Annotated in this window: 21 protein-coding genes; 13 read left to right on the top strand and 8 right to left on the bottom strand. The window is 70.4% G+C overall.

Annotation, left to right across the window (positions count from 1 at the left end; all coding sequences use genetic code 11):
• Positions 1-20 precede the first annotated feature (20 nt).
• From ACFU8W_RS05710 to ACFU8W_RS05700, 3 genes are read left to right on the top strand one after another with little or no spacing between them, the layout of a single operon-like run.
• Positions 21-797, top strand: coding sequence for a DUF5819 family protein (locus ACFU8W_RS05710; protein ID WP_384032557.1), 777 nt, complete (start codon positions 21-23; stop codon positions 795-797).
• The gene (locus tag ACFU8W_RS05705; protein WP_384032555.1) at positions 794-2,083 is read left to right on the top strand and encodes an HTTM domain-containing protein; all 1,290 of its coding nucleotides are present in this window, start codon (positions 794-796) and stop codon (positions 2,081-2,083) included. Before ACFU8W_RS05710 ends, ACFU8W_RS05705 begins: the two co-directional genes overlap by 4 nt.
• Positions 2,080-2,814 (top strand): TrmH family RNA methyltransferase, encoded by a 735-nt coding sequence (locus ACFU8W_RS05700; RefSeq protein ID WP_345517223.1) that lies wholly within the window; start codon positions 2,080-2,082, stop codon positions 2,812-2,814. The genes ACFU8W_RS05705 and ACFU8W_RS05700 overlap by 4 nt, the downstream gene beginning before the upstream one ends.
• 167 nt (positions 2,815-2,981) lie before the next feature.
• Here the strand turns inward: ACFU8W_RS05700 and paaN are convergent, their stop codons facing one another.
• Positions 2,982-4,682, bottom strand: coding sequence for a phenylacetic acid degradation protein PaaN (gene paaN, locus ACFU8W_RS05695; protein ID WP_384032553.1), 1,701 nt, complete (start codon positions 4,680-4,682; stop codon positions 2,982-2,984).
• A 123-nt stretch (positions 4,683-4,805) separates the two neighbouring features.
• On the opposite strand from paaN, the gene ACFU8W_RS05690 reads away from it, so the two are divergent.
• Positions 4,806-5,399, top strand: a complete 594-nt coding sequence (locus tag ACFU8W_RS05690) for a TetR/AcrR family transcriptional regulator (protein WP_345517225.1) — start codon at positions 4,806-4,808, stop codon at positions 5,397-5,399.
• Positions 5,400-5,440: 41 nt separating this feature from the next.
• Positions 5,441-6,229 (top strand): alpha/beta hydrolase family protein, encoded by a 789-nt coding sequence (locus ACFU8W_RS05685; protein WP_384032551.1) that lies wholly within the window; start codon positions 5,441-5,443, stop codon positions 6,227-6,229.
• Between the two features lie 6 nt (positions 6,230-6,235).
• Here the strand turns inward: ACFU8W_RS05685 and ACFU8W_RS05680 are convergent, their stop codons facing one another.
• On the bottom strand, positions 6,236-6,742 hold the full coding sequence (locus tag ACFU8W_RS05680) for an Lrp/AsnC family transcriptional regulator (RefSeq protein ID WP_384033006.1): 507 nt from the start codon (positions 6,740-6,742) through the stop codon (positions 6,236-6,238).
• 263 nt (positions 6,743-7,005) lie between these two features.
• On the opposite strand from ACFU8W_RS05680, the gene pdhA reads away from it, so the two are divergent.
• From pdhA to ACFU8W_RS05645, 7 genes are all read left to right on the top strand, one after another.
• Positions 7,006-8,178, top strand: coding sequence for a pyruvate dehydrogenase (acetyl-transferring) E1 component subunit alpha (gene pdhA / locus ACFU8W_RS05675; RefSeq protein ID WP_345517227.1), 1,173 nt, complete (start codon positions 7,006-7,008; stop codon positions 8,176-8,178).
• Positions 8,175-9,206 carry an alpha-ketoacid dehydrogenase subunit beta gene (locus tag ACFU8W_RS05670; RefSeq protein ID WP_384032549.1) on the top strand — a complete coding sequence of 344 codons (1,032 nt, stop codon included), beginning with the start codon at positions 8,175-8,177 and terminating at the stop codon, positions 9,204-9,206. Before pdhA ends, ACFU8W_RS05670 begins: the two co-directional genes overlap by 4 nt.
• Complete coding sequence (locus ACFU8W_RS05665) at positions 9,206-10,600, top strand: dihydrolipoamide acetyltransferase family protein (RefSeq protein WP_384032547.1); 1,395 nt, start codon at positions 9,206-9,208, stop codon at positions 10,598-10,600. Before ACFU8W_RS05670 ends, ACFU8W_RS05665 begins: the two co-directional genes overlap by 1 nt.
• An 84-nt stretch (positions 10,601-10,684) precedes the next feature.
• A complete protein-coding gene (locus ACFU8W_RS05660) occupies positions 10,685-11,533 on the top strand; it encodes an NTP transferase domain-containing protein (protein ID WP_384032545.1) in 849 nt (282 codons plus the stop codon).
• On the top strand, positions 11,530-13,521 hold the full coding sequence (locus tag ACFU8W_RS05655; protein WP_384032543.1) for a molybdopterin-binding protein: 1,992 nt from the start codon (positions 11,530-11,532) through the stop codon (positions 13,519-13,521). The genes ACFU8W_RS05660 and ACFU8W_RS05655 overlap by 4 nt, the downstream gene beginning before the upstream one ends.
• Positions 13,479-14,609 carry a potassium channel family protein gene (locus tag ACFU8W_RS05650; protein ID WP_384032541.1) on the top strand — a complete coding sequence of 377 codons (1,131 nt, stop codon included), beginning with the start codon at positions 13,479-13,481 and terminating at the stop codon, positions 14,607-14,609. The genes ACFU8W_RS05655 and ACFU8W_RS05650 overlap by 43 nt, the downstream gene beginning before the upstream one ends.
• A 56-nt stretch (positions 14,610-14,665) precedes the next feature.
• Positions 14,666-15,652: an NAD(P)H-quinone oxidoreductase gene (locus ACFU8W_RS05645; protein WP_266983842.1), complete on the top strand. Its 987-nt coding sequence runs from the start codon at positions 14,666-14,668 to the stop codon at positions 15,650-15,652.
• A gap of 91 nt (positions 15,653-15,743) precedes the next feature.
• On the opposite strand, the gene ACFU8W_RS05640 is transcribed toward ACFU8W_RS05645, so the two are convergent.
• From ACFU8W_RS05640 to ACFU8W_RS05620, 5 genes are all read right to left on the bottom strand, one after another.
• Entirely contained in the window at positions 15,744-16,292 is a 549-nt protein-coding gene (locus ACFU8W_RS05640; protein WP_327245455.1) for a bacterial proteasome activator family protein, read from the bottom strand.
• Positions 16,293-16,424: 132 nt separating this feature from the next.
• The gene (locus ACFU8W_RS05635) at positions 16,425-19,292 is read right to left on the bottom strand and encodes an FtsX-like permease family protein (RefSeq protein ID WP_384032539.1); all 2,868 of its coding nucleotides are present in this window, start codon (positions 19,290-19,292) and stop codon (positions 16,425-16,427) included.
• Positions 19,289-20,020, bottom strand: a complete 732-nt coding sequence (locus ACFU8W_RS05630) for an ABC transporter ATP-binding protein (RefSeq protein WP_384033003.1) — start codon at positions 20,018-20,020, stop codon at positions 19,289-19,291. The genes ACFU8W_RS05635 and ACFU8W_RS05630 overlap by 4 nt, the downstream gene beginning before the upstream one ends.
• A 191-nt stretch (positions 20,021-20,211) precedes the next feature.
• Positions 20,212-20,829, bottom strand: a complete 618-nt coding sequence (locus tag ACFU8W_RS05625; RefSeq protein WP_266983848.1) for a PadR family transcriptional regulator — start codon at positions 20,827-20,829, stop codon at positions 20,212-20,214.
• 60 nt (positions 20,830-20,889) lie between these two features.
• The gene (locus tag ACFU8W_RS05620; RefSeq protein ID WP_384032537.1) at positions 20,890-21,081 is read right to left on the bottom strand and encodes a hypothetical protein; all 192 of its coding nucleotides are present in this window, start codon (positions 21,079-21,081) and stop codon (positions 20,890-20,892) included.
• Between ACFU8W_RS05620 and ACFU8W_RS05615 the strand changes: the two genes are divergently transcribed.
• Positions 21,080-21,439, top strand: a complete 360-nt coding sequence (locus ACFU8W_RS05615) for a hypothetical protein (RefSeq protein WP_384032535.1) — start codon at positions 21,080-21,082, stop codon at positions 21,437-21,439. The genes ACFU8W_RS05620 and ACFU8W_RS05615 overlap by 2 nt on opposite strands.
• Positions 21,440-21,850: 411 nt before the next feature.
• Here the strand turns inward: ACFU8W_RS05615 and ACFU8W_RS05610 are convergent, their stop codons facing one another.
• Positions 21,851-23,488, bottom strand: coding sequence for a protein kinase (locus ACFU8W_RS05610; protein WP_384032533.1), 1,638 nt, complete (start codon positions 23,486-23,488; stop codon positions 21,851-21,853).
• Positions 23,489-23,645: the final 157 nt, after the last annotated feature.

Raw genomic sequence — 23,645 nt, 5'->3', positions numbered from 1 at the left:
TCGACGGGGATCGGGGCGGGATGGATTCGTACGACGACAGGGGCGTCGGAGACGGGAACGGGAGCGGTGGTCCGGGGGTGGACCCGGGTTCGGACCAGCCCCTCCGTACGACACCGCCCGCTGAATTCGCCGGAGCTCCCGCACCGGTGCGTTCCGGTATCGCCGGCCTGTCCCTTCCCTACCAGATCGCCACCGCGATCGCGCTGTCGGTCATCGGGATGATCACCTGCACCCATCTGGCCATGGTGTTTCTGCACGTCGCCCCGTCCAACACTCTGACCAAGCAGCACGGCAAAGCGGTCGACGACTGGGTCTATCCCGAGTTCGAGCAGAACTGGAAGCTCTTCGCTCCCAATCCGCTCCAGCAGAACGTCGCCGTGCACGTACGGGCCGAGATAGCCGGTCCCGACGGTCGTCGCACCACTGGGTGGATGAGTCTCTCGGTCGAGGACAGCAGAGGGATACGAGGCAATCTCCTCCCCAGCCACATCCACCAGAACCAGCTCCGCCGCGCCTGGGACTTCTATCTCAACTCCCACGACGTCCAGAACCGCCCGAACGGCCTGCGCGGCAATCTCTCCGAGCGCTACATCCGCCGCATCGTGATGTTGCGCCTCGGCGAGCACGACTACGGCGGCACCGTCGAGCGCATCCAGGTCCGCTCCGAGGTGCGTTCCGTCTCCGCGCCGCCGTGGAGCACGGAGAAGATCAGCACCAAGCCGAATTACCGGGTGCTGCCGTGGTGGACCGTCACCCCCGCCGACCTCCCCGAGAACACCAAGGAGGCGGCGAAGTGAGTACGGCTTCCCCCGGCCGCAAGCTCGCCCGCGGCGTCCAGCGCATCACCTCCTCGGCCCTCGGCCCGTATCAGAGCGCCGTGATACGGATCGGTTTCTCCGCCACGTACCTGCTGTTCCTGCTGCGCGAGCTGCCGCACCGCCATGAGATGTACGGCCCCGACGCCCCATGGCGCTGGGACATGGCGAAGCAGCTCATATCGGGCAATGAGTCCCTCTCGGTGCTCATGTGGTCGGACAGCACGGTCTGGTTCGAGACCGTCTATGCGGTCGTCCTGCTTTCCGCCGCACTGCTGATGGTCGGCTGGCACACCCGCGCGATGTCCGTCCTGTTCATGGTCGGTGTGCTTTCGCTGCAGAACCGCAGCATTTTCCTGGGCGACGGCGGGGACAACGTCGTCCATCTGATGGCGACCTACCTTGTGCTGACGCGCTGCGGGCAGGTCTGGTCGCTGGATGCGCGACGTGCGGCGCGGGCACGCCGCGCGGAGTCAGGGGCGGAGGCCGAGCCGAAGTCGGAGCAGGGGCCGGGGACGCGGTCGCAGGATGCGGGAGTCGCCCGGCCGGCCTCGAATGTCGCCGGGACGATTCTGTGGCTTGTGCTCGGCCTGGTCCTTGTTGTGGCAACGGTGACAAACGGCCTCGGTGGCACCTGGTGGCTGCCGACTCTCTTCTGGGTGCTGTGGATCGGGCACGGTGTCTGGTGGGCCGTGAACCGTTACGCGCCGCAGAGCGAACCGCGCATGCTGCTCGATGTCCTCGCCAACCTCGCGCACAACGCCACTCTTGTCGTGATCATGGCCGAGGTCTGTCTGATCTACGCGACCGCGGGCTGGTACAAGATCCAGGGATCGCGTTGGCAGGATGGCACGGCGCTGTACTACCCGCTCAATCTCGACTACTTCACCCCGTGGCCCGCGCTGTCGGACCTCCTCGCGTCCAATGGCGTGATGGTCATGGTGCTGACGTACGGCACGGTCATCGTGCAGGTCGCCTTCCCCTTCACTCTCTTCAACCGGCGCGTCAAGAACGTCCTGCTCGTCGCCATGATGTGCGAGCACGCGGGCATCGCCCTGCTGCTGGGACTGCCCTTCTTCTCGATGGCGATGATCGCCGCCGACTCCGTCTTCCTGCCGACGGTCTTCCTGGTCTGGCTGGGCGGCCGGGTGACGCTCGGGCGGCAGCTGCTGTTCTCGCGCACGGGCCAGGTGCCCGAGCAGCAGCAGGGCGGCGAGCAGGAGGTCCCGCAGCACAGCGGAAGCGGTGGCCATACGCTCGTCGGGTGAGCAGTGATACCGGCAGTAGCAGGAGCAGCAGCGGTGAGAGCCCGTCGGCCGATGGCCTCGGGGTCGGCGAGCAGTCCGCGGAGGCGTTGCAGTACGACGACGGATTCGGGGCGGAGATCGGAGTCGGGCCGCATCCGCTGCCCTGGCCCGAGGACGAGCGGTACGACCCCGAGCTGCTCGCCCAGGGCGACCGGCGCAATGTCGGTGACGAGTACCGCTACTGGACGCGGGAGGCAATCGTCGCCGATCTGGATCTTCGGCGGCACGACTTCCATGTAGCGGTGGAGAACTGGGGCCACGACTTCAATATCGGGTCGGTGGTGCGGACTGCGAACGCCTTCCTCGCCAAGGAGATCCACATTGTGGGCCGGCGGCGGTGGAATCGGCGCGGTGCGATGGTCACCGACCGGTACCAGCATGTGCGGCATCACCCGGACACGGCGGATCTGACCGCCTGGGCGGCGGCTGAGGGGCTGCCGATCATCGGGATCGACAATCTGCCGGGGGCGGTGCCGCTGGAGCGGACAGAGCTGCCGCGGCGGTGTGTGCTGCTCTTCGGGCAGGAGGGGCCGGGGCTGACCGAGGAGGCGCGTAAGCACGCGACGATGGTGTGCTCGATTGCGCAGTTCGGATCCACGCGGTCGATCAATGCGGGGGCTGCGGCGGCCATTGCCATGCACGCGTGGGTGCAGCGGTATGCGGACATTTCGGGGGGCGTGGGAGCGGGCTGAGGCCGAGGGGCACCGACTGTGCGGGGGCAGGGCGGCGCAGGGCGCCTGCGGCGGGTTTCTCGCGTCCCTCCCCATGACCGGGGCTCCGCCCCCCGGGTCCTGCCCCTCGAGCGCCGGAGGAGCTGAAGAGGCACCGAGGGGCTGGAGCCGGGTCGGGGCGTGCTGTGTCAGGCCTGGCGGCGGACTTCCAGCATGCGGAAGCGATTTGATACGAACGCTCCGTCGCACAGGGCCGCGTTGGCCGCAGGGTTGCCGCCCGAGCCGTGGAAGTCGGAGAACGCCGCAGTCTGGTTGACGTACACCCCGCCCGTCAGATTCAGCGAGAGCTGAGCCGACTCGTCCAGGCAGACGTCTTCCACCGCGCGCTCCACCTCCGGCGATGTCGTGTACGCCCCGACCGTCATCGCGCCCTTGTCGCGGATCGTGCGGCGCAGCAGCTCCACCGCGTCCGCCGTCGAGTCGACCGCGACCGCGAACGCCACCGGTCCGAAGCACTCCGACAGATACGCCGCTTCGTCGTCCGGCTTCGTGCCGTCGAGCTTCACGACGACCGGGGTGCGGACCACCGCGTCGGGGAACTCCGGGTTGGCCACCTCCCTTGAGGCCAAGGCGACTTCGCCCAGCCCTGCCGCGGCCTCCAGGCGGGCCTTCACGTCGGGGTTGACCAGCGCGCCGAGCAGCGCGTTCGCCCGGGCGTCGTCGCCGAGCAGGCCGGTGACCGCGGCGGCGATGTCGCTCACCACGTCGTCGTACGTCTTGTCGCCCGTGTCCGTCGCGATGCCGTCCCGGGGGATCAGCAGGTTCTGCGGGGTGGTGCACATCTGGCCGCTGTACAGGGAGAGGGAGAACGCCAGGTTGGACAGCATGCCGCGGTAGTCGTCGGTGGAGTCGACGACGATCGTGTTGACCCCCGCCTTCTCCGTGTAGACCTGTGCCTGGCGGGCGTTGGCCTCCAGCCAGTCGCCGAAGGCGGTGGATCCGGTGTAGTCGATGATCTTGATCTCGGGGCGGACCGCCAGGGCCTTGGCGATGCCCTCGCCCGGTCGCTCGACGGTCAGACAGACGAGATTGGGGTCGAAGCCGGCCTCGCCCAGTACCTCGCGGGCCACCTGCACCGTGAGCGCCAGGGGGAGCACGGCGCGCGGGTGCGGCTTCACCAGGACGGGATTGCCGGTGGCCAGAGAAGCGAACAGTCCCGGATAGCCGTTCCACGTGGGGAAGGTGTTGCAGCCGATCAGCAGCGCGATGCCGCGGCCCGCCGCGATGTACGTCTTGTGCAGCTGCAGCGGATCGCGCTTTCCCTGCGGCTTGGACCAGTCCGCCGTCCGCGGGGTGCGGATCTGCTCCTCGTAGGCGTACGCCACTGCCTCCAGGCCGCGGTCCTGGGCATGCGGGCCGCCCGCCTGGAACGCCATCATGAAGGCCTGACCGCTGGTGTGCATCACGGCGTGCCCGAACTCATGGGTGCGGGCGCTGATCCGCGCCAGGATCTCCAGACAGACCAGCGCCCTGGTCTCGGGCCCCGCCTCGCGCCACGCCGCCATTCCCGCGCGCATCGCCGGAAGCAGTACATCCAGGTCGGCGTGCGGGTACTCGACGCCGAGCTCCGGTCCGTAGGGCGAGATCTCGCCGCCTGTCCAGCCGTCGGTGCCCGGCTGGCCGAGGTCGAGCCGCGTGTGCAGCACGGCGTCGAAGGCGGCCTTGCCCTCGGCGGCGCTCAGACTGCCCGGTGCGCCGCCCTCGCCGTATGCCTTCGGGTGCTCGGGGTGCGGGGACCAGTACGCGCGTGTGTGGATCGCGTCGAGGGTCTGGTCGAGCGTGGGGCGGTGCTTCTCGGACAGCAGATGCGGGGAGAGCTCGGCGGCCATGACAGACCAACTCCTCATCGAGCTGGGCAGGGACGGGCGGACAGAGTTAGAGTAACCGAACGATCGGTCGGGACAAGGGGCCCCACGAAACCTGTGGACAACTCGTAGGGGAGGATCGCGGACATGACCACGGCCAAGCGGGACACGTACACCCCGGAGACTCTCCTCACCGTCGCCGTCCGTGTCTTCAACGAGCGCGGTTACGACGGCACGTCCATGGAGCACCTGTCCAAGGCGGCGGGCATCTCCAAATCGTCCATCTATCACCACGTCGCGGGCAAGGAAGAGCTGCTGCGGCGCGCGGTCAGCCGGGCACTGGACGGGCTCTTCGGGATTCTCGACGAGCCGGGTGCGACGCGGGGGCGCGCGATCGAGCGGGTCGAGTACGTCACGCGACGTACCGTCGAGGTGCTGATAGCCGAGCTGCCCTACGTCACGCTGTTGCTGCGCGTACGGGGCAATACGAAGGCCGAGCGCTGGGCCATGGAGCGTCGGCGTGAGTTCGACCAGCGGGTGGCCGAACTGCTGAAGGCGGCTGTCGCGGACGGCGATCTCCGCTCCGACGTGGACATACGGCTGGCGACAAGGCTGCTCTTCGGAATGGTCAACTCTCTGGTGGAGTGGTACCGGCCGCAGCCGGGCGGCGTCGCCGAGGGGGAGCAGCTGGCGGACACGGTCGTCCAGCTGGCCTTCGAGGGGATGCGGTCCGACCGTTGAACCGTTGACGGCAGGACAGGTCGAGACCACCATCCTTCGGCATGGCCGCCGTCCTTCGTGTTCCCGGGTTGCTGTGCGCAGTCACGTTGCTTGCCGCCGTGTCGCTGACCGGCTGCGGAGGGGGCGGCAGCGGCGGCAAGGGTGTCAGCGGTGCCGAGAAGGGGACGGACGCGAGTGAGGAGGCCCGGCGGCCTGACGACTTCGGCTGTCTGACATCGGCCGAGGCCGAGGCGGCGTCCATCACCTTCAAGTCCGCCGACTCCACCGGGACCGGCGGCTATATGCCCGGCGGTGCGAGCGGCGCCGGGACAGGCGCGGGGATCGTACTGGCCCACCAGTCCGACGGCACCGCCTGCCAGTGGAAGGACAAGGCCGATGAGCTGCACCGGCTCGGCTATCGGGTGCTCGCGGTCAATTCGGCGGGCCAGGAGGTCTCCGAGATCGTCGGAGCGGCCGGGTATCTGCGCGGCAAGGGCGCGAAGAAGCTGCTGCTGATGGGGGCGTCCAAGGGGGGTACCGCCGTGCTCACCGCGGCGCCGGAGCTGGAGCCCCAGCCGGACGCGGTGGTCTCGCTCTCCGCGCCGACGCTGTACTCCGGAATGAACGCGCTGGGCGCCGTGCCCAAGCTGACCGCGCCGGTGCTCTACATGGCCGCCGAGTACGACGACTACTTCGGGGACGACGCGAAGACGCTGAACCGGGCGAGCACCAAGGCGGCGGAGCGCAAGCTGATCTACGTCAAGGGCGGCGGCGAGCACGGAGTGGCATTGCTCAACAGCCAGGAGAACTGGGCCGCGGTGCAGGCGTTCCTCAAGAAGTACGGTTCGTGAGAGGTCTTAGGTCAGCTCGGTGGGGCGCTCGGGGCCCGGAGCCAGGTCCGTCTCCTCGAACACCAGCAGCGTGCGGGTGGAGAGCACCTCGGGGATGGCCTGGATCCTGGTCAGGACGAGTTCGCGCAGCGACCGGTTGTCCGGCGTGTGCACGAGGAGCAGTACGTCGAAATCGCCGCTGACCAGTGCGATGTGGGTAGCCCCCGGCAGGGCCTGGAGCTGCTCGCGCACTGTTCGCCAGGTGTTCTGGACGATCTTGAGCGTGATGTACGCGGAGGCGCCCTGCCCCGCCCGCTCATGGTCCACCCGCGCGCTGAAGCCGCGGATCACTCCGTCGTCGATGAGCCGGTTGATCCGGGCGTAGGCGTTGGCGCGCGAGACATGGACGCGGTCGGCCACCGACCGTATCGAGGCGCGGCCGTCCGTCTGGAGCAGTCGGAGGATGTCGCGGTCGATGGCGTCGAGGGGCCGCGCGGGCGGAACCCGGCCGGGGTCCTCGGCTCCGTCGGCCATTTGTTCAGCTGCCATGTCCCCGTGCCTCCCTGCCCTGGACGACCTGCCCCTATCCCAGGCTGTGGAGAACCGTTTGTCCACAGGCTGACGGTGCCTGTAGCCAAAATGCGTTCGCGACCGAACAATCGGTAGGTGAGGCACACCACACCGCGCCTCGGTACGTGCTCGATATTTCGGCATATTCAGCCACCCCTCGATATCGGGTGATCCCTCGATATCGCCAGATGCCGCTCGATACCCCTCGATGCCAGGAGGTGCTTGTCATGACGGTCCAAGAGCTGCCCGGCGCGGCCGCTTACCGGCCCACGCCGCCCCCGGCCTGGAAGCCGCTCACCGACCCCGCGCCGCTGCTCCCGGACCCCGAGCCGTACCGGGTGCTCGGTACGGACGCCGCGGCCGACGCAGACCCCGAGCTGCTCCTGCGGCTCTACGCCGAGCTGGTGCGCGGCCGGCGGTACAACGCACAGGCGACTGCCCTCACCAAGCAGGGCCGACTTGCCGTCTACCCCTCCAGCACCGGGCAGGAGGCCTGCGAGATAGCCGCGGCGCTGGTGCTGGAAGAGCGTGACTGGCTCTTTCCCAGCTACCGCGACACCCTCGCGGCGGTCGCGCGCGGTCTCGATCCGGTCGAGGCACTGACCCTGCTGCGCGGCGACCGGCACACCGGTTACGACCCGCGCGAGCACCGCATCGCCCCGCTCTGCACGCCCCTGGCCACCCAGCTCCCGCACGCCGTGGGCCTGGCGCACGCGGCGCGGCTGGCGGGCGACGACGTGGTCGCGCTCGCCATGGTCGGCGACGGCGGCACCAGCGAGGGTGACTTCCACGAGGCGCTGAATTTCGCGGCCGTCTGGCGGGCCCCCGTGGTCTTCCTGGTCCAGAACAACGGCTTTGCCATCTCCGTGCCCCTGGCCAAGCAGACGGCGGCGCCGTCGCTGGCCCACAAGGCGGTGGGCTACGGGATGCCGGGCCGGCTGGTCGACGGCAATGACGCGGCCGCGGTGCACCAAGTGCTCGGCGAGGCAGTGGCCCGGGCGAGGGCCGGGGGCGGTCCGACGCTCGTCGAGGCTGTGACGTACCGGATGGACGCCCATACGAACGCCGACGACGCCACGCGCTACCGCGTCGACAGCGAGGTGGAGGCGTGGCGGGCGCACGACCCGATTCAGCTTCTGGAGCGGGAGCTGACCGGACGCGGGCTGCTCGCCGAAGACGGCATCGAGGAGGCGCGCGCGGCCGCGGAGCGGATGGCCGCCGGGCTCCGCGAGCGGATGAATGCCGATCCGGTGCTCGATCCGATGGACCTCTTCACCCACGTGTATGCGGAACAGACCACGCAACTGCGTGAGCAGGCGGCCCGGTTGCGGGTCGAGCTCGACGCCGAGCAGGACCACCACGGCCAGAGCGGCCCACGTGGTGCGGAGGGAGGGCGATGACCACGGCGGCGGCCATGGCCGGCGAACAGACGGAGAGGGCCAAGCCGGCCACCATGGCGCAGGCCCTGGGGCGTGCGCTGCGCGACTCGATGGCCGAGGACCCGACGGTGCATGTCCTCGGTGAGGATGTCGGCACGCTCGGCGGGGTCTTCCGGATCACCGATGGACTGGCGAAGGAATTCGGCGAGGACCGCTGTACGGACACGCCGCTGGCCGAGGCGGGCATCCTCGGGACGGCTGTCGGCATGGCGATGTACGGGCTGCGGCCCGTGGTGGAGATGCAGTTCGACGCGTTCGCCTACCCGGCGTTCGAGCAACTCATCAGCCACGTCGCCAGGATGCGGAACCGGACCCGTGGTGCCATGCCGCTTCCGATCACGGTGCGGGTGCCGTACGGCGGCGGGATCGGCGGGGTCGAGCACCACAGCGACTCGTCCGAGGCTTACTACATGGCCACGCCCGGCCTGCATGTCGTCACACCCGCCACGGTCGACGACGCGTACGGGCTGCTGCGGGCCTCGATCGCCTCCGACGACCCGGTGGTCTTCCTGGAGCCGAAGCGGCTGTACTGGTCGAAGGCGGCCTGGTCGCCGGAGGCACCGGTGGCCGTCGAGCCGATCGGGCGGGCCGTCGTCCGCCGCCCCGGGCGCAGCGCGACGCTGATCACGTACGGACCGTCCCTGCCCGTCTGCCTGGAGGCCGCGGAAGCGGCCGTCGAGGAGGGCTGGGACCTCGAAGTGGTCGATCTGCGCTCGCTGGTCCCGTTCGACGACGAGACGGTCGCCGCTTCGGTGCGGCGCACCGGTCGTGCGGTCGTCGTCCATGAGTCGTCCGGGTTTGGTGGCCCCGGCGGGGAGATCGCCGCCCGGATCACCGAGCGCTGCTTCCACCACCTGGAGGCGCCGGTGCTGCGGGTGGCCGGATTCGACATCCCCTATCCGCCGCCGATGCTGGAGCGCCACCATCTGCCGGGCGTGGACCGGGTGCTCGACGCGGTCGCGCGACTCCAGTGGGAGGCAGAGAGCTGATGCCCCAGGTGCTCGAATTCAAGCTGCCCGACCTCGGCGAAGGACTGACCGAGGCGGAGATCGTGCGCTGGCTGGTGGAGGTCGGCGATGTGGTCGCCATCGACCAGCCGGTCGTCGAGGTCGAGACGGCCAAGGCGATGGTGGAGGTGCCGTGCCCCTACGGAGGCGTGGTGACCGCAAGGTTCGGCGCGGAGGGCGCGGAACTTCCGGTCGGGGCGCCGTTGTTGACGGTGGCGGTCGGGTCCACTGCGGCAGAACTCTCCGCTGATGGGGCTGTGGAGGCCGAGTCGTCCGGCAACGTGCTGGTGGGGTACGGGACGGGAGCACCGGCGGCGCGTCGTCGGCGGGTTCGGCCCGAGGCGGTCGCCGGTGCGGGGTCTGTGACCGTGCCTGCGGCGGAGCCGGCCCCGGGGGCTGTCGCAGGGGCGGTCCCAGCGGCGGCTCCCGGTGAGGAACCGGGGCCGGTGGCGGTCATTTCGCCCTTGGTGCGGAAACTGGCGCGGCAGCATGATCTCGATCTGCGGCAGCTGACGGGGTCGGGGCCGGACGGTCTGATCCTTCGGTCCGATGTCGAATCCGCCATCAGGGCGGCGGCGAGCGCAACAGCCGAGTCGGCTCCCGTGTCCGCAGTCCCGGCGCCGGCTTCGGCGTCGTCCCCTGCATCGATGGCCCCGTCGGCCGGCCGTGAGGTCGCCGGGGAGCGGATTCCGTTGCGCGGTGTACGGGGCGCGGTCGCCGACAAGTTGGCGCGCAGCCGGCGGGAGATACCCGACGCCACGTGCTGGGTCGACGCGGACGCCACCGAGCTGATGGCCGCGAGAGCCGCGATGAACGGCGCCAGCGGTCCGGCTGCGGGGCCGAAGGTGTCGGTGCTTGCCCTGCTGGCCCGTATCTGCACGGCGGCGCTCGCCCGGTTCCCCGAGCTCAATTCCACGGTGGACCTGGACGCGCGGGAGATCGTGCGGCTGCGCGACGTCCATCTGGGGTTCGCGGCCCAGACCGACCGGGGGCTGGTCGTCCCTGTCGTGCGGAATGCGCAGGACCGTAACGCGGAGTCGATCGGTGCCGAGATCGGCCGACTGACCGAGGCTGCCCGGACGGGGAAGCTGACCCCGGCGGATTTGAGCGGCGGCACGTTCACGCTGAACAACTACGGGGTGTTCGGGGTCGACGGGTCGACGCCGATCATCAACCATCCGGAGGCGGCCATGCTGGGGGTCGGTCGCATCGTGGCCAAACCGTGGGTGCACCAGGGTGAGTTGGCCGTGCGCCAGGTCGTTCAGCTCTCGCTGACCTTCGACCACCGGGTCTGTGACGGCGGCACGGCAGGCGGCTTCCTGCGATACGTGGCCGACTGCGTGGAACAGCCTGCGCTGCTGTTGCGCACGTTGTAGAAGAAGAGGAGAGGAAGCGGAGGAGGGCGAGGAGGAAGGGAACGGGGAGGTTCAACGGGAGCGTGTGGCACGCATACTCGGGGCATGACCGTGTATGACGCCATCGTCCTTGCCGGAGGGGCCGCCAAGCGCCTCGGGGGTGCCGACAAACCAGCCCTGCGGGTGGGGGGCCGGGCGCTGCTCGACCGGGTGCTCGCCGCCTGCGCCGACGCCGCAGCCACCGTCGTGGTGGGCGGTCGGCGGCCCACCGTACGCCCAGTGACCTGGGCGTACGAAGAGCCGCAGGGCGGCGGGCCGTTGGCGGCGCTCGGCGCCGGGGTGCGGCTCACGACGGCCGGGCATCTGCTCGTGCTCTCCGCCGATCTGCCGTTCCTGGGGGAGAGCACGGTCAAGGAACTGCTGGCCGCAGCTGCTCACGGGGAGCGTGACGGGGCGCTGTGTGTCGATCAGGACGGGCGGGACCAGCCGCTGGTCGCCGTCTACCGTTCCGAGCCGCTCCGTCGCGAGCTGGCACTGCTGGCCGCCGAGCACGGCAGTCTGGCCGGGCTCCCGCTGCGCCTGCTGACGCACGAACTGGACCTCGCCCGCGTCGAGGCCGGTTCGCTCGCCTCCTTCGACTGCGACACCTGGGAAGACATTGCCGCAGCCCGAGCCCGGATCAGAGAGCATGGGACCGTGCTGGACGAATGGATCACCGCAGTCAAGAACGAACTGGGCATCGAACTCGACGTCGACACCGATGTCCTGCTCGACCTCGCCCGTGATGCCGCCCACGGTGTGGCCCGGCCCGCCGCACCCCTGACGACCTTCCTGGTCGGGTACGCGGCGGCGAAGGCGAGCGGCGACGGCGGCGGAGCCGAGGCCGTGGCCGAAGCCGCCCGGAAGGCGGCAGCGCTCGCCCTTCGCTGGGCGGACGAGGCCGAGACGCCATGACGACGCCCCGACGCAAGGTCGACAGGGGCGCGGCCGACGACTGGACGCCTGGGCCCCATCCGGATCCGGGGAGCAGAGGTCAGGGGGCGGACCGGCCCGCCGTCCTGACCTCGGGGGAGGTCGGTGCCGTCACGGAGGCTCCGGCGGCCGGCCGTGCCACCGCAGTGGATCAGGACCGGGCCGCCACGGGTACCGGTGTTGCAGGAGAAGCTCAGGCCGCCGGCCAGGCTCGAGCGGAGGATGAGGTCCCGAACGCCGAGGGCGCCCGTGTCACCGCAGAGGCTCGTGTTGCCGAGGAGACCCATGCAGGCGCAGAGGCCCGCGCGGCCGAGCAGGCTCGCGCCGCCGAGGAGGACCGGGCTGTCGACCAGGCGCTCGCGCTGGTCGGGCGCCAACCCTCGCGGGAGCCCCGATCAGTGGCTCAGTCGCAGCCCGGGGCCGGGTTCTCGGAGCAGAGTCCCCGGCAGGACTCCGGCTCGGCCCCGCACCGGAGTCCTGACCACAGCCCTGACCACGTCCCTGGCCAAGGCCCCGGGCAGGGGTCCGGCCCGGACCCCGTTCAGAGCCCTGGTCCCGGTCCCGGCTCAAGCGTTCACCAGGGCACTGACCACGGTGTCGGCCACAGCCCCGGCCGCGCCCCTGGCCGGCAGCCCTCCGGCCACTCCTCCGACCCCGAGTCCGACCCCGATTCCGCCCGCGACCCGCGCACCCGCGACCGACGCGCCGACACTCAGCGGGGCCATGCCACCGCCTGGGGCGATGCCCGCGCTCTCGCCGCGCGGGCCGGGCGGTCCGCCTCACCCCGCACTCTGCGGCTCACTCTCGACCGGGCCATCGGACGCGTGCTGGCCGAACCGCTTACCGCGCTCACCGATCTGCCGTCCTTCGACACTTCCGCCATGGACGGCTGGGTCGTTGCCGGACCCGGGCCCTGGACTCTCCGAAGAGGCGAGGACGGAGACCAAGGGCTGGGCATTCTGGCCGGGCACAGTGCGCCTGCTCCGCTTCCCGACGGTGATGCCGTACGAATCGCCACCGGCGCCCGCATCCCGGCCAATGGCACCGCTGTGATTCGGAGCGAACACGCTCACGTCGACGAGGCCAAGGGGCTGTTGTACGCGCAGCGCCAGGTGGTTCCCGGGCAGGACATCCGGCCGCGTGGCCAGGAGTGCCGTTCCGGCGATCAACTTCTGCCCGCCGGAACGGTGGTGACGCCCGCCGTCCTCGGGCTGTCCGCCGCCGCCGGTTACGACGAGCTGCTGACGTTTTCCCGCCCGCGCGTCGACGTGCTCGTCCTCGGGGACGAACTGCTCACCACCGGTCTGCCGCACGACGGGCTGATCCGAGACGCCCTGGGCCCCATGATCGGCCCCTGGCTCCGGGCGATGGGTGTCGAGGTCTCCGCCCCGCGACGCCTCGGCGACGACCGTGAGGCCCTCCGGCATGCCCTCACCACCTCCGACGCCGATCTCGTCATCACCACCGGCGGTACCGCGGCAGGCCCTGTCGACCACGTCCATCCCGTCCTCGCCGAGATCGGCGCGGAGCTGTTGGTCGACGGCGTCGCCGTGCGCCCGGGTCACCCGATGCTGCTGACACGGCTGACCTCCGGGGGCCCGTATCTCGTCGGGCTGCCCGGCAACCCCCTCGCCGCCGTCTCCGGTCTCCTCACGCTCGCGGAGCCCTTGCTGCGGGGGCTGGCCGGCCAGGCGGTGGAGGATTCGTATCGGGTCGTCGTGCGCGACGAGGTGCAAGGGCACCCGCACGACACCCGCCTGGTCCCTGTCGTACACCGGGTCGGTACAGGCTCGGGCCCCGAGCACGTCGTACCGCTGCACTACAACGGTCCGGCCATGCTCCGTGGGATCGCCGCCGCCGACGGGCTGGCCGTCGTGCCGCCGGGCGGGGTACGGTCCGGCACCGAGGTGGAGATCCTCGATCTACCGTGGGCCTCGGCGACGCCGTGGACGGAAGGGTGTTTCACGTGAAACTTCCCGGCCACGATGCGATGGCCAGGCGGGTCGACGAGAATCTCGTCCCCACCCGGATCATGCTTCCGCGCCGTGTCGTCGGCAGGCCGCTCCGACAGGTCGCCAAACGGCTGTTGATGGCGTTGATAGTCCTCGCCGCCACGGTGCTGATCGTCTGGGTCGACCGTTCCGGCTACCACGACAACGCAGATGAGTCGGTGGACCTGCTCGACGCCGTCTACTACTCGACGGTCACCCTCTCCACCACCGGGTACGGCGACATCACTCCGTACAGCGACACCGCACGGCTGATCAACGTGGTGCTCGTGACACCGCTGCGCGTGCTCTTCCTGATCATCCTGGTCGGCACCACCCTGGAGGTCCTGACGGAGCGGACCCGGGAGGACTTCCGGCTGAACCGTTGGAGAACCAACTTGCGTGACCACACCGTTGTCGTCGGCTTCGGCACGAAGGGCCGCTCGGCGATCCAGACGCTCTGCGCCACAGGTCTGAAGAAGGAACAGATCGTGATCGTCGATCCGGCGAGCAAGGTGATCGAGGCAGCGAACGCCGAAGGTTACGTGGGCGTCGTCGGGGATGCGACCCGCAGCGAGGTGCTGCTGCGAGCCGAGCTCCAGAAGGCGCGTCAGATCATCATCGCCACCCAGCGCGACGACACGGCGGTGCTGGTCGCGCTGACGGCGCGGCAGCTCAACCGTGGCGCGAAGATCGTCGCGGCGGTGCGCGAGGAGGAGAACGCACCGCTGTTGCGTCAGTCCGGCGCCGACGCCGTGATCACCAGCGCCAGTGCCGCGGGCCGGCTGTTGGGTCTTTCCGTCCTCAGCCCGAGTGCGGGCACGGTGATGGAGGACCTGATCCAGCAGGGCAGCGGTCTCGACCTCGTCGAACGGCCGGTGATAAAGGCCGAGGTCGGCAAGAGCGTCCGGGAGACCGAGGACCTGGTCGTCAGCGTGCTGCGTGGCCACCGGCTGCTCGGTTACGACGATCCGGCGGCCAGCCCGTTGCAGCTGACGGACCGGCTGATCACCATCGTGCGTGTCTCGGAAACCCCGCCGCTGAACACGCCGCGCCAGCAAGGGGTGTGAAGGTCCGGGGTGTCTCTTCGCTCGGCGCGACGGCGTCACGGAGTAGCCTCGCCGCCATGCATGCGATCACGATCCCCGAACCCGGTGGCCCCGACGCGCTCGTATGGGCCGAGGTCCCCGATCCCGTACCCGGCGAGGGCGAGGTCCTCGTCGAGGTCGTGGCCGGCGCGGTCAACCGCGCCGATGTGCTCCAGCGGCAGGGCTTCTACAACCCGCCGCCCGGCGCATCCCCCTACCCCGGTCTGGAGTGCTCCGGCCGGATCACGGAGATCGGCCCCGGTGTCACCGGCTGGTCCGTCGGCGACGAGGTGTGTGCGCTGCTGGCGGGCGGCGGATACGCGGAGAAGGTCGCCGTACCCGTCGGACAGCTGCTCCCCGTACCGGACGGAATCGACCTGACGGTGGCTGCGGCGCTGCCCGAGGTGACGTCGACCGTCTGGTCGAACGTCTTCATGGTGGCCCATCTGCGTCCCGGCGAGACGCTGTTGGTGCACGGCGGCTCCAGTGGCATCGGCACGATGGCGATCCAGCTCGCCAAGGCCGTGGGCGCGCGGGTCGCGGTGACGGCGGGCGGGCCCGAGAAGCTGGCGCGCTGCGCGGAGCTCGGTGCCGACATCCTGATCGACTACCGGGAGCAGGACTTCGTCGAGGAGTTGCTCAAAGCGACGGACGGGGCCGGTGCGGACGTCATCCTCGACATCGTCGGCGCGAAGTACCTGGACCGGAATGTGAAGGCGCTCGCCGTCAGCGGCCGACTCGCCATCATCGGTCTTCAGGGCGGCGTCAAGGGCGAGCTCAATCTCGGCGTCCTGCTGAACAAGCGGGCCGCCGTCACCGCGACGTCGCTGCGCGGACGCCCCCTTGCGGAGAAGGCCGCCATCGTCGCCGCCGTGCGCGAGCACGTGTGGCCGCTGATCGGCAGCGGTGTGGTCCGGCCGGTCGTGGACCGTACCCTGCCGATGTCCGACGCGGCGGAGGCCCACCGGGTGCTGGAGTCCAGCGCGCACATCGGAAAGGTGCTTCTGCGGACGCCGGCAGCCTGAGCCGTACGGACAGCGGGGCCCGGCACACAAATCTGTGTGCCGGGCCCCGCTGTCCGTACGTGCGTAGATAGGTGGAGGGAACGCGTACGCGTTACAGGTACGGCCCCGAGCGGATCGCCCCGTGCGCGTCCGACGCGCCGTCATCGTCCTCGTGGCCGCTGCCCGGCGGGAGGGCGCGACGCATCTGCTCCAGTTGCGCCCGGGCCGCCATCTGCTGGGCGAACAGTGCCGTCTGGATGCCGTGGAAGAGGCCTTCCAGCCAGCCGACCAACTGAGCCTGCGCAATTCGGAGTTCCGCCTCGGAGGGCACCGACTCCTCGGTGAACGGCAGGGAGAGCCGCTCAAGCTCCTCCACCAGCTCCGGGGCGAGGCCGTCCTCCAGCTCCTTCACGGAACTTGCATGGATCTCCTTGAGCCGGACCCGGCTCGCCTCGTCGAGAGGAGCTGCCCTGACCTCTTCCAGGAGCTGCTTGATCATGCTGCCGATGCGCATGACCTTCGCGGGCTGTTCGACCATTTCTGTCACTGGGACCTCACGCGATTCGTCGTCAGTACCACCGCCGCCGATCGCCATGCCGTCCTGTCCCACTACGAGGACTTGGGGGTGCTCCTGCGACCGTTCATTCCTCGGCATCTCCATGCCGCCCATTGTCTCGCACACGTCCTGCTCAACAGGGTGGTGCCCCCGAATACGGTTGATCCACCGTTTTCGGGGGCACCTTATCCGCCCGGTCGGCGCATCAACCGGCCATCACGGTCAATCGTTCGGCCGTCATCCGGCGCGCCTGGCCAGTGCCAGCCGCGAGCGGGTGAACGCCGCGGCGAGCAGCCCGGCCAGCAGCGGGACGACCACGGCAAGCAGACCGATGGTCGCCCAGGGCAGCACGATCGGCGTGTAGGCGGAGTTCATCGGTTCCACCCGCATCTCCTGCACTGCCTGGCGCAGGTCGACGAGCCGGAGCGCCACCGCAGGTACGAGACCCGCCGCCGTGCCGAGCAGGACGCCGGTGAGCGCGACCACCAGGCACTGGAAACCGGAGAGGGTGCGTCGCACGCCCGGGGGTGCCCCGACCGCGCTGAGGGTGGTGAGGTCTGCCTCCGCGTCGGCCTTGGCGAGACCGGTCGTGATCGCGGCCGCGCCCAGGGTGACCACCCCCGCGAACAAGGAGAGGATCAGCAGGATCGTGTCTTCCTGCAGGTTCCTGTCGTCCCGCCCGCCCTCCGACTGGAGGTGCATCCCGCCGCCGGCCAGTTCGATCGCGGCCGATACCCGCTGGTCCTCGGCGTCGGTCGGCGCGTGCGCGACCGTGTATACACTGCCGTACACCTCGGTGTGCAGACCGAGCCGCTCGGTCGTCCGCAGCGGCATGATCATGCGGACCCCGGGGGTGGTGGCGTACTGCTCGGGCGCCTGATAGACCTTCAGCCGGTCGGTACGGATCTCAGCCTTGCCCGGGTGCAGCTTCCGGTTCTTCTTGTCGCGGTCGTTGTACGTGTGGACGGCCTTGAGGGTGACCTCGCCGTTCGTCGCGTAGGCCGGATTGAGCAGCACGGGTGTGCCGGCCGCCAGGGCCCTGGCGGCCGCGGGGTCACGGAGCTTCACATAGGTCTTGAGGAACTTCGCGTCGCCCAGGACGATGCCGCCCGGCCCACCCTGGAACGAGGTCGTGTACATGAACTCGTCCAGACAGGCGGGGGACCGCATCAGCTTCTTGTGCTCCTCGGCGGAGAGACTCGCAGCGAGCGCCCTGGCGCCCTTGCCCTTGAGGGGGCAGGAGTGGCCCTTGCCGGTGGGCTTGATCAGCTCGACCGAGCCGCAGCCGTTCTCCTCCTCGTAGTAGACGGCGCAGTCGCTGCCCGCCCAGACCCGGCCGAGGTCGGCGTGTCCTCCGCTGACGGCCAGGTTCCGTTCGACGGCGGCGCGGGCCAGGGGGAGCTGCGGGGTGGCCCCGCCGTCGGAAGCGATGAGAGCGACGGTGCCGGGGGTGAGCGACGGCGTGTACTCGAAGTCCGACTCGGCCAGCGTGCTGGACATATAGGTGGCGATGGCCACCGACCCCGCCACGGCCGCCATCACGGCCGCGACCGCCGGTGCCGTCCGTCCCCGGTTGCGGGCCGCGTCGCGCAGCGCCATCCGTGGGGCGAGCGGGAGCCTGCGGCCGAGCCTCCCCAGGAGGCCGACGATCATCGGGATGCAGCAGAGGAGCCCGAGTTCGGCGAGGACCGAGCCGCCCGCGACCGGCGTCGAGTCGCCACTGGTGCCGCCGTGGACGGCGATGGCGATGCCGCCCAGCAGGGCGGCTGCACCGATCAGCGGAAGCGCCCGGGAGCTGCGGCGTATGCCGCGACGGCCGCTGAGCGACTCCAGTACGGACTGGCGGCTCGCCACGATCGCGGGGGCGAGCGCCGCAAGCAGACCGGTGACGAGGCCGATCACGGCAATGGTCAGCAGCTCGGACGGGTGCACGGCGAGCGAGCCGAAGCGGTGTCCGGCCCAGCCCTCGATCATCGGGCGGAACACCACGGTGAGCAGGAACCCGACCACGACACCGACGACGGCACCGGCGCCGCCCAGCACCAGCCCGCCGGAGAGGACCACGGCCCGCACATGGCGCCGGTCGCCGCCGCAGGTACCGACAAGGCCCAGCTGGCGGCGGGAGCGGCGGGCACCGACCGCGAAGGCCGGTCCGGCGAGCAGGACGATCTCCAGGACGGCCATGGCGACCACGGTGATCAGTGCCGCGCTCAGTTCTTCGGAACCGCCGTACGAGCTGCCGCTCATGGACCGGGCCAGCGGGACCTCGGAGTCCGGCGGCGGGTCGAGAACGACCTGACGGGACACGACAAGCGCGCCCTTCTCATTGGCCGCGAGCACGTCGGCCCAGCTCACGCCCGCCCCATGGGCGCCCTCGACCAGCCACTCCTTCGAGCCTGTGTTCGGCGGGAGTATCTTCTTGTCGTGCTCGGCCAGGGTCCGCCACGGGGCGATGACCGCCCCGGGTTCGGCGTACAGCGCCGCGGACTTGAGGTTGTCCGGCCGCTCGACGACACCGGTGATGGTGTAAGTGCGCTCGGGACCGCGCAGGGTGATGCGTGAGCCGACGTGCAGACCCGACTTCTTCAGGAACGGCTCGGTGGCGGCCATTTCGGAGTCGCGCCGCGGAAGGGAGCCCCGCACGAGGTCGACCTTGCCGCGGACCATGGGGTCTGAGGTCCGGAGCTCGACGATGTCGGTGGTGGCCGTCCCGTAGGCGGTGGTGGCCGCCGCCGGGACGGTCTCGATGCTGATCGCGTGCGCGCCCTCGGGCAGCGCGGTCGTCATGTCGATGCCCGGACCGGACGTGCCGCCCGGCTGTGAGGTGTCGTCCGGCACCACGCCGTACGACTTCCCGTCCGGCATCTGCTCGATCGCACCCGCCCCCATGCCCGGGTCGCTGAACAGCGCGTCCGCGGAGCCCATCGCGGCGGTCAGCTCCTCCGCCCGGGTCGGCGTCACACTGCGGTACGTCACATCTGCGGCTGTCACACCGAGTACCGGCAGCGCGATCATCGCGACGACCAGGGCACTGCGGCCCTTGGCCCGCATCGCGTCGCGCCGGGCGATCCTGAGGGCGGCACGCCAGCCCGTGAACATGTTCACTCGGCGCCCTCGACGGCGAGCAGCGAGTCGGCGCCGGTGGACAGCGTCTGGTCGACGATCGAGCCGTCCCGGAGGAACACCACCCGGTCCGCCCAGGCGGCGTACCGCGGTTCGTGCGTCACCATCACCCCGGCCGCACCCTGGTCGCACCGGTTCCGCAGCAGAGCGAGGACGGCCTCACCGGTCTCCGAGTCGAGCGCCCCGGTCGGCTCGTCGGCGAGCACCAGGCGCCGGTCCCCGACCAGCGCACGCGCGATCGCGACCCGCTGCTGCTGACCCCCGGACATCTCGTCCGGGAACCGGTCGGCGATCTGCAGCAGGTCCATCTCCTCCAGCGCTGCCCGCGCCTCCTTGCGCGCCTTGCGCACGGAGACGCCGTCGAGTTCGCGCGGCAGGGCGATGTTCTCGGCGGCGGTCAGCGCCGGGATCAGGTTGTAGTCCTGGAAGACATAGCCGACGCTGCGTCGGCGCAGGGCGGCGACGCCCTTGCGGCCGAGCGTGGAGATGTCCTGCCCCTCGATGACGACCTGGCCGCTGCTCGCGGTGTCGAGACCGCCGGCCAGCGTCAGCAGAGTGGACTTGCCGGAGCCGGACGGGCCCATCACGGCGACGAGTTCACCGGTGTGCACGGAGAGGTTGATGCCGCGCAGGGCATGCACTTCGGCGATACCGGTGCCGTGGGTGCGTGTGAGATCGCGGAGTTCGAGCACGGGCGCGTCGACGGGCATGGGCGCGGCGGAGAGCCGGGGTGTCGGTGACGGCGATGCGGACGGGACGTGCGAGGACATGGTGGTTGGTTCCCCCCTCGGGATCGGTTCTGCGGTCGGCGTCGCGAACCGTGAACCGGTTCTGTGGTCGGCGCCGCGAACCGTGGACCGGTTCTGTGGTCGGCGCCGCGAACCGCGGGTTCGCTCTTCGGTCAGCGCCGTGGGCGCGGGCGCGCAGGGGTGCGTGCCGGGGCACGGCTGGTCGTACGCGTCTCGGGCTCCGGATCCGTGGCGGCGGCCTCGGCGAGGCGGACCAGGCGCGACTCACAGTGGTCCAGCCAGCGGGCCTCGGCCTCCGCCTGGAAGATCAGCTGTTCCAGTACGAGCAGCCAGGCCACCTCGTCACGGTTGGCCGGGACGTCGGCGAGCGCCTGCGCCTTCAGCCGGGTGTAGTCCTGCATCGCCTTGACGGTGTGGTGGCGCTGCGACTGGATGACGGCCCGGATGTCGACGCCGGGTGCGCCGACCGCCATGGCGAGCTTGATCGCGAGCTCGTCGCGGGGCGGGTTGCTGCGGTCGACAGGTGTCTCGAACCAGCTGCGCAGTTCGGCACGTCCGCCGTCGGTGATCGAGTAGAGGGCGTGCCCCTGATCGTCCTCACCGTCCTGGACGACCATGCCGTCGCGCTCCAGCCGGCTCAGCGTGGTGTACACCTGGCCGACGTTCAGGGGCCAGGTGGAGCCGGTGCGGGACTCGAATTCGGTGCGGAGCTGGGAGCCGTAACGGGGACCGCGCTCCAGAAGGGCCAGGAGCCCATGACGGATCGACATACTCAGTATGTATACCGAGTATGTCGATCGGTGCAAGCCTCTGCCGGGCGCTCACGTCCCTCAGCCGGTGCGGCGCATCCGGAGCCCCAGGAAGCCGAGACCCAGCCCGACCAGGGCTATTCCGGCGCCCAGCGACACCGTCTGCACTCGTCGTGCGGCGGGAGTGTCGAGGGCCTCTGGTGCGAGCCGGCCCTCGGGCGGGGGGCCGCTCACCGCTGGCGTGACCGCGGGCACCGTGACGGGGGGCGTCATGACGGGCTGTACCTCGGGCTGCACCTCGGGCAGGCCGTGGGGGGTGTCGCGATGGGCGAGCTCCGACGATGAGAGCGGCCGGCCCGGCCGCAGGCGCCCCTCCCCGGCCTGTCGCCCGGCGAGTGGTGGCTGCGCCTCGGGGCGGGCCGACGGTCTGGCGGGCGGGCTCATGGACGACGACGGGGAACGGGAGGGTGAGGGCGAGCGGGAGGGCGAGGCGGAGCGTGAAGCCGAGGCGGAGGGTGAGGCCGAGCGTGAAGCCGAGGCGGAGGGGGTGGCCGAGCGTGAAGCCGAGGCGGAGGGGGTGGCCGGCCTGCTCGACGCGGCCGGGGAGGGCGAGGGCGGAAGCGTCGCGTGATCGGCCGAAGGGGTGACGGAGGGGCCGTCCGGCGGGCCGGCGGATGCATCGGAGGAGGCGGTGCCGGTCGGGGCGGCGGAGCTCGGGGGCGGGGAGTGCTCGGGGGGCGGCGGAGCGGCCACCGATTGGCCGGCCCGAGCCCGGGTCAGCCCCGGCGTACCACCGGAAGTGCGCTGGTCGGCGTGTGCCTGTCCCTGTGCCTGCCCCAAGGCCGCCCCCGCGGCTATCACCAGACAGGCCACACACCTCGACGACCATATGGAGAGGAGTGCTGAAGCCATGGGGTCAGCGTCACATGTGCCGATATGTCCGGCATCTCAAATGCCTGGCCGGCATCCCGGCGCCCGTAAGGCAGAACGGTCCGGCACACCTCACGCGTGCCGGACCGTCACTTCTCCCTGTGCGTGCGTCTCAGGCCGGGTCGCCCGTCGAGACGCGCAGCTCGAAGTGCGCGCCCTTCTCGTCCATGGCGGTACCGGCGGACGGAAACTGTTCCAGGACCTGGTCCTCGGCATAGGTGTTGCCGGGGACCTTGATCTTCTTGATCGTCCAGCCCGCGGCCGTGGCACACGCCTTGGCGGAGAGGTAGTCCTTGTACGTGAAGTCCGGCGCCTCGATCTTGCTCGGGTTGTCGCCGTCCTCGGAGGGGTCGGTGCAGTCTTCCGTCTTCATCGTCCGGTTCCGCTCCGGATCCTTGTGCTCGCCCGCCACCGCCGAGCTGCTCGGGTCACCGTCCTTGCCGGTGTCCGAGCCCGGGTCGCCCTTCAGCGACAGCACCGTGATCAGGCCGCCTATCGCGATCAGCGCGACCACGATCGAACCGACGATCACCGGCATGTTCCGCTTGTCGCCGCCACCGGTGCCACCGCCGCCACCCACCGGCTGCGGCGAGATCGTGTACGGCGTCGGGGCCGGGGTCCGGTACGCCGGGCTCGACTGCGGGTAGCCGTAGCTCGGCGACGGCGACGGCGTGGGCGCCGGGGTCGGCGGGCCGTACGGGCCGGGCTGCTGCTGGTACTGCTGCGGCTGGTACGGCATCTGCACGCCCTGCGGCGCCTGCGTGGACTGGTCGACCGGCGGGAAGACCGCGGAGCCGACGCCCGAGCCGCTGTTCGCCGGTCCGGCCGCGCCGCCGATGATCACCGGGGCGCCCGTCTGGCCGCCGGCGTTCAGCACGCGCGTGATCTCGTCCTGCATCGCCGCCGCGCTGGGGAAGCGCTCGTTCGGGTTCTTCTTCAGTGCCCGGGCAACCAGTGCGTCCATCGCCGGGGTGATCGACCGGTTGATGGAGGACGGCGCGACCGGCTCCTCCTGGACGTGCGCGTACGCGATGGCGAGCGGCGAGTCCGCGTCGAACGGGATCCGTCCGGTCAGCAGCTGGAACAGCATGATGCCGACCGAGTACAGGTCGGAGCGCGCGTCCACCCCACGGCCCAGGGCCTGTTCGGGGGAGAGGTACTGCGGGGTGCCGACGACCATGCCGGTCTGCGTCATCGACGTGACGCCCGACTGCATGGCGCGGGCGATGCCGAAGTCCATGACCTTCACGACGCCGCGCTTGGTCACCATCACATTGCCGGGCTTGATGTCGCGGTGGACCAGGCCCATTTCATGGCTGGTGTCCAGCGCGGCCAGCACGTCGCCGGTGACCTTGAGTGCCTTGTCGGCCGGCATCGCGCCGTAACTGCGGATGTCCGCCTGGAGTACGGAGCCGAGGGGCTCCCCCTCGACGTACTCCATGACGATGTACGGCATCAGCGCGCCGCCGAGCTCGTCCTCGCCGGTGTCGAAGACCGAGACGATGTTGGTGTGCTGCAGCTTGGCCACGGCCTGAGCCTCGCGACGGAACCGCTCACGGAAGGACTGCTCGCGCCCCAGCTCCGTGTGCAAGGTCTTGATCGCCACCTGGCGGTCGAGCGCGGAGTCGTACGCCAGATATACGGACGCCATCCCGCCTTCGCCGAGCAGGTCGCGAAGCTGGTAGCGGCCGCCGGCGACCGAACCACCCGCGTAGCGACCCTGGGCGCCGTGTGCGCCGTCCTGGCTCATGACTTGCTTCCCCCTCGGCGCGCGTCTCACGCGAAGATCCGTATGACGGGCCAAGTCTGCCCGAGGGGTACGACACGTCAAGCCGGGTGCCCGTTCCGTGACCCTACGCACAAGAAGCGTCTCGGAAGCGTTACAGGAAAAGCATGGAATTTGCGTG

The sequence above is a fragment of the Streptomyces sp. NPDC057565 genome, from assembly GCF_042801455.1.
GTDB classification, from domain to species: Bacteria; Actinomycetota; Actinomycetes; order Streptomycetales; family Streptomycetaceae; genus Streptomyces; species Streptomyces yanii.
This window is presented reverse-complemented; position numbering and strand designations above follow the sequence as displayed.

What these genes read in the sequence shown, in the direction of transcription:
- ACFU8W_RS05685 (WP_384032551.1), top strand. Translation starts at nt 5,441, where the DNA reads ATGGCCGCCGTCCTTCGTGTTCCCGGGTTGCTGTGCGCAGTCACGTTG.
- ACFU8W_RS05670 (WP_384032549.1), top strand. Translation starts at nt 8,175, where the DNA reads ATGACCACGGCGGCGGCCATGGCCGGCGAACAGACGGAGAGGGCCAAG.
- ACFU8W_RS05620 (WP_384032537.1), bottom strand. Translation starts at nt 21,081, where the DNA reads ATGACGCCCCCCGTCACGGTGCCCGCGGTCACGCCAGCGGTGAGCGGC.
- ACFU8W_RS05640 (WP_327245455.1), bottom strand. Translation starts at nt 16,292, where the DNA reads ATGGAGATGCCGAGGAATGAACGGTCGCAGGAGCACCCCCAAGTCCTC.
- ACFU8W_RS05710 (WP_384032557.1), top strand. Translation starts at nt 21, where the DNA reads ATGGATTCGTACGACGACAGGGGCGTCGGAGACGGGAACGGGAGCGGT.
- paaN (WP_384032553.1), bottom strand. Translation starts at nt 4,682, where the DNA reads ATGGCCGCCGAGCTCTCCCCGCATCTGCTGTCCGAGAAGCACCGCCCC.
- ACFU8W_RS05625 (WP_266983848.1), bottom strand. Translation starts at nt 20,829, where the DNA reads ATGTCGATCCGTCATGGGCTCCTGGCCCTTCTGGAGCGCGGTCCCCGT.
- ACFU8W_RS05680 (WP_384033006.1), bottom strand. Translation starts at nt 6,742, where the DNA reads ATGGCCGACGGAGCCGAGGACCCCGGCCGGGTTCCGCCCGCGCGGCCC.
- ACFU8W_RS05630 (WP_384033003.1), bottom strand. Translation starts at nt 20,020, where the DNA reads ATGCCCGTCGACGCGCCCGTGCTCGAACTCCGCGATCTCACACGCACC.
- ACFU8W_RS05645 (WP_266983842.1), top strand. Translation starts at nt 14,666, where the DNA reads ATGCATGCGATCACGATCCCCGAACCCGGTGGCCCCGACGCGCTCGTA.
- ACFU8W_RS05690 (WP_345517225.1), top strand. Translation starts at nt 4,806, where the DNA reads ATGACCACGGCCAAGCGGGACACGTACACCCCGGAGACTCTCCTCACC.
- ACFU8W_RS05665 (WP_384032547.1), top strand. Translation starts at nt 9,206, where the DNA reads ATGCCCCAGGTGCTCGAATTCAAGCTGCCCGACCTCGGCGAAGGACTG.
- pdhA (WP_345517227.1), top strand. Translation starts at nt 7,006, where the DNA reads ATGACGGTCCAAGAGCTGCCCGGCGCGGCCGCTTACCGGCCCACGCCG.
- ACFU8W_RS05660 (WP_384032545.1), top strand. Translation starts at nt 10,685, where the DNA reads ATGACCGTGTATGACGCCATCGTCCTTGCCGGAGGGGCCGCCAAGCGC.
- ACFU8W_RS05610 (WP_384032533.1), bottom strand. Translation starts at nt 23,488, where the DNA reads ATGAGCCAGGACGGCGCACACGGCGCCCAGGGTCGCTACGCGGGTGGT.
- ACFU8W_RS05655 (WP_384032543.1), top strand. Translation starts at nt 11,530, where the DNA reads ATGACGACGCCCCGACGCAAGGTCGACAGGGGCGCGGCCGACGACTGG.
- ACFU8W_RS05615 (WP_384032535.1), top strand. Translation starts at nt 21,080, where the DNA reads ATGACGGGCTGTACCTCGGGCTGCACCTCGGGCAGGCCGTGGGGGGTG.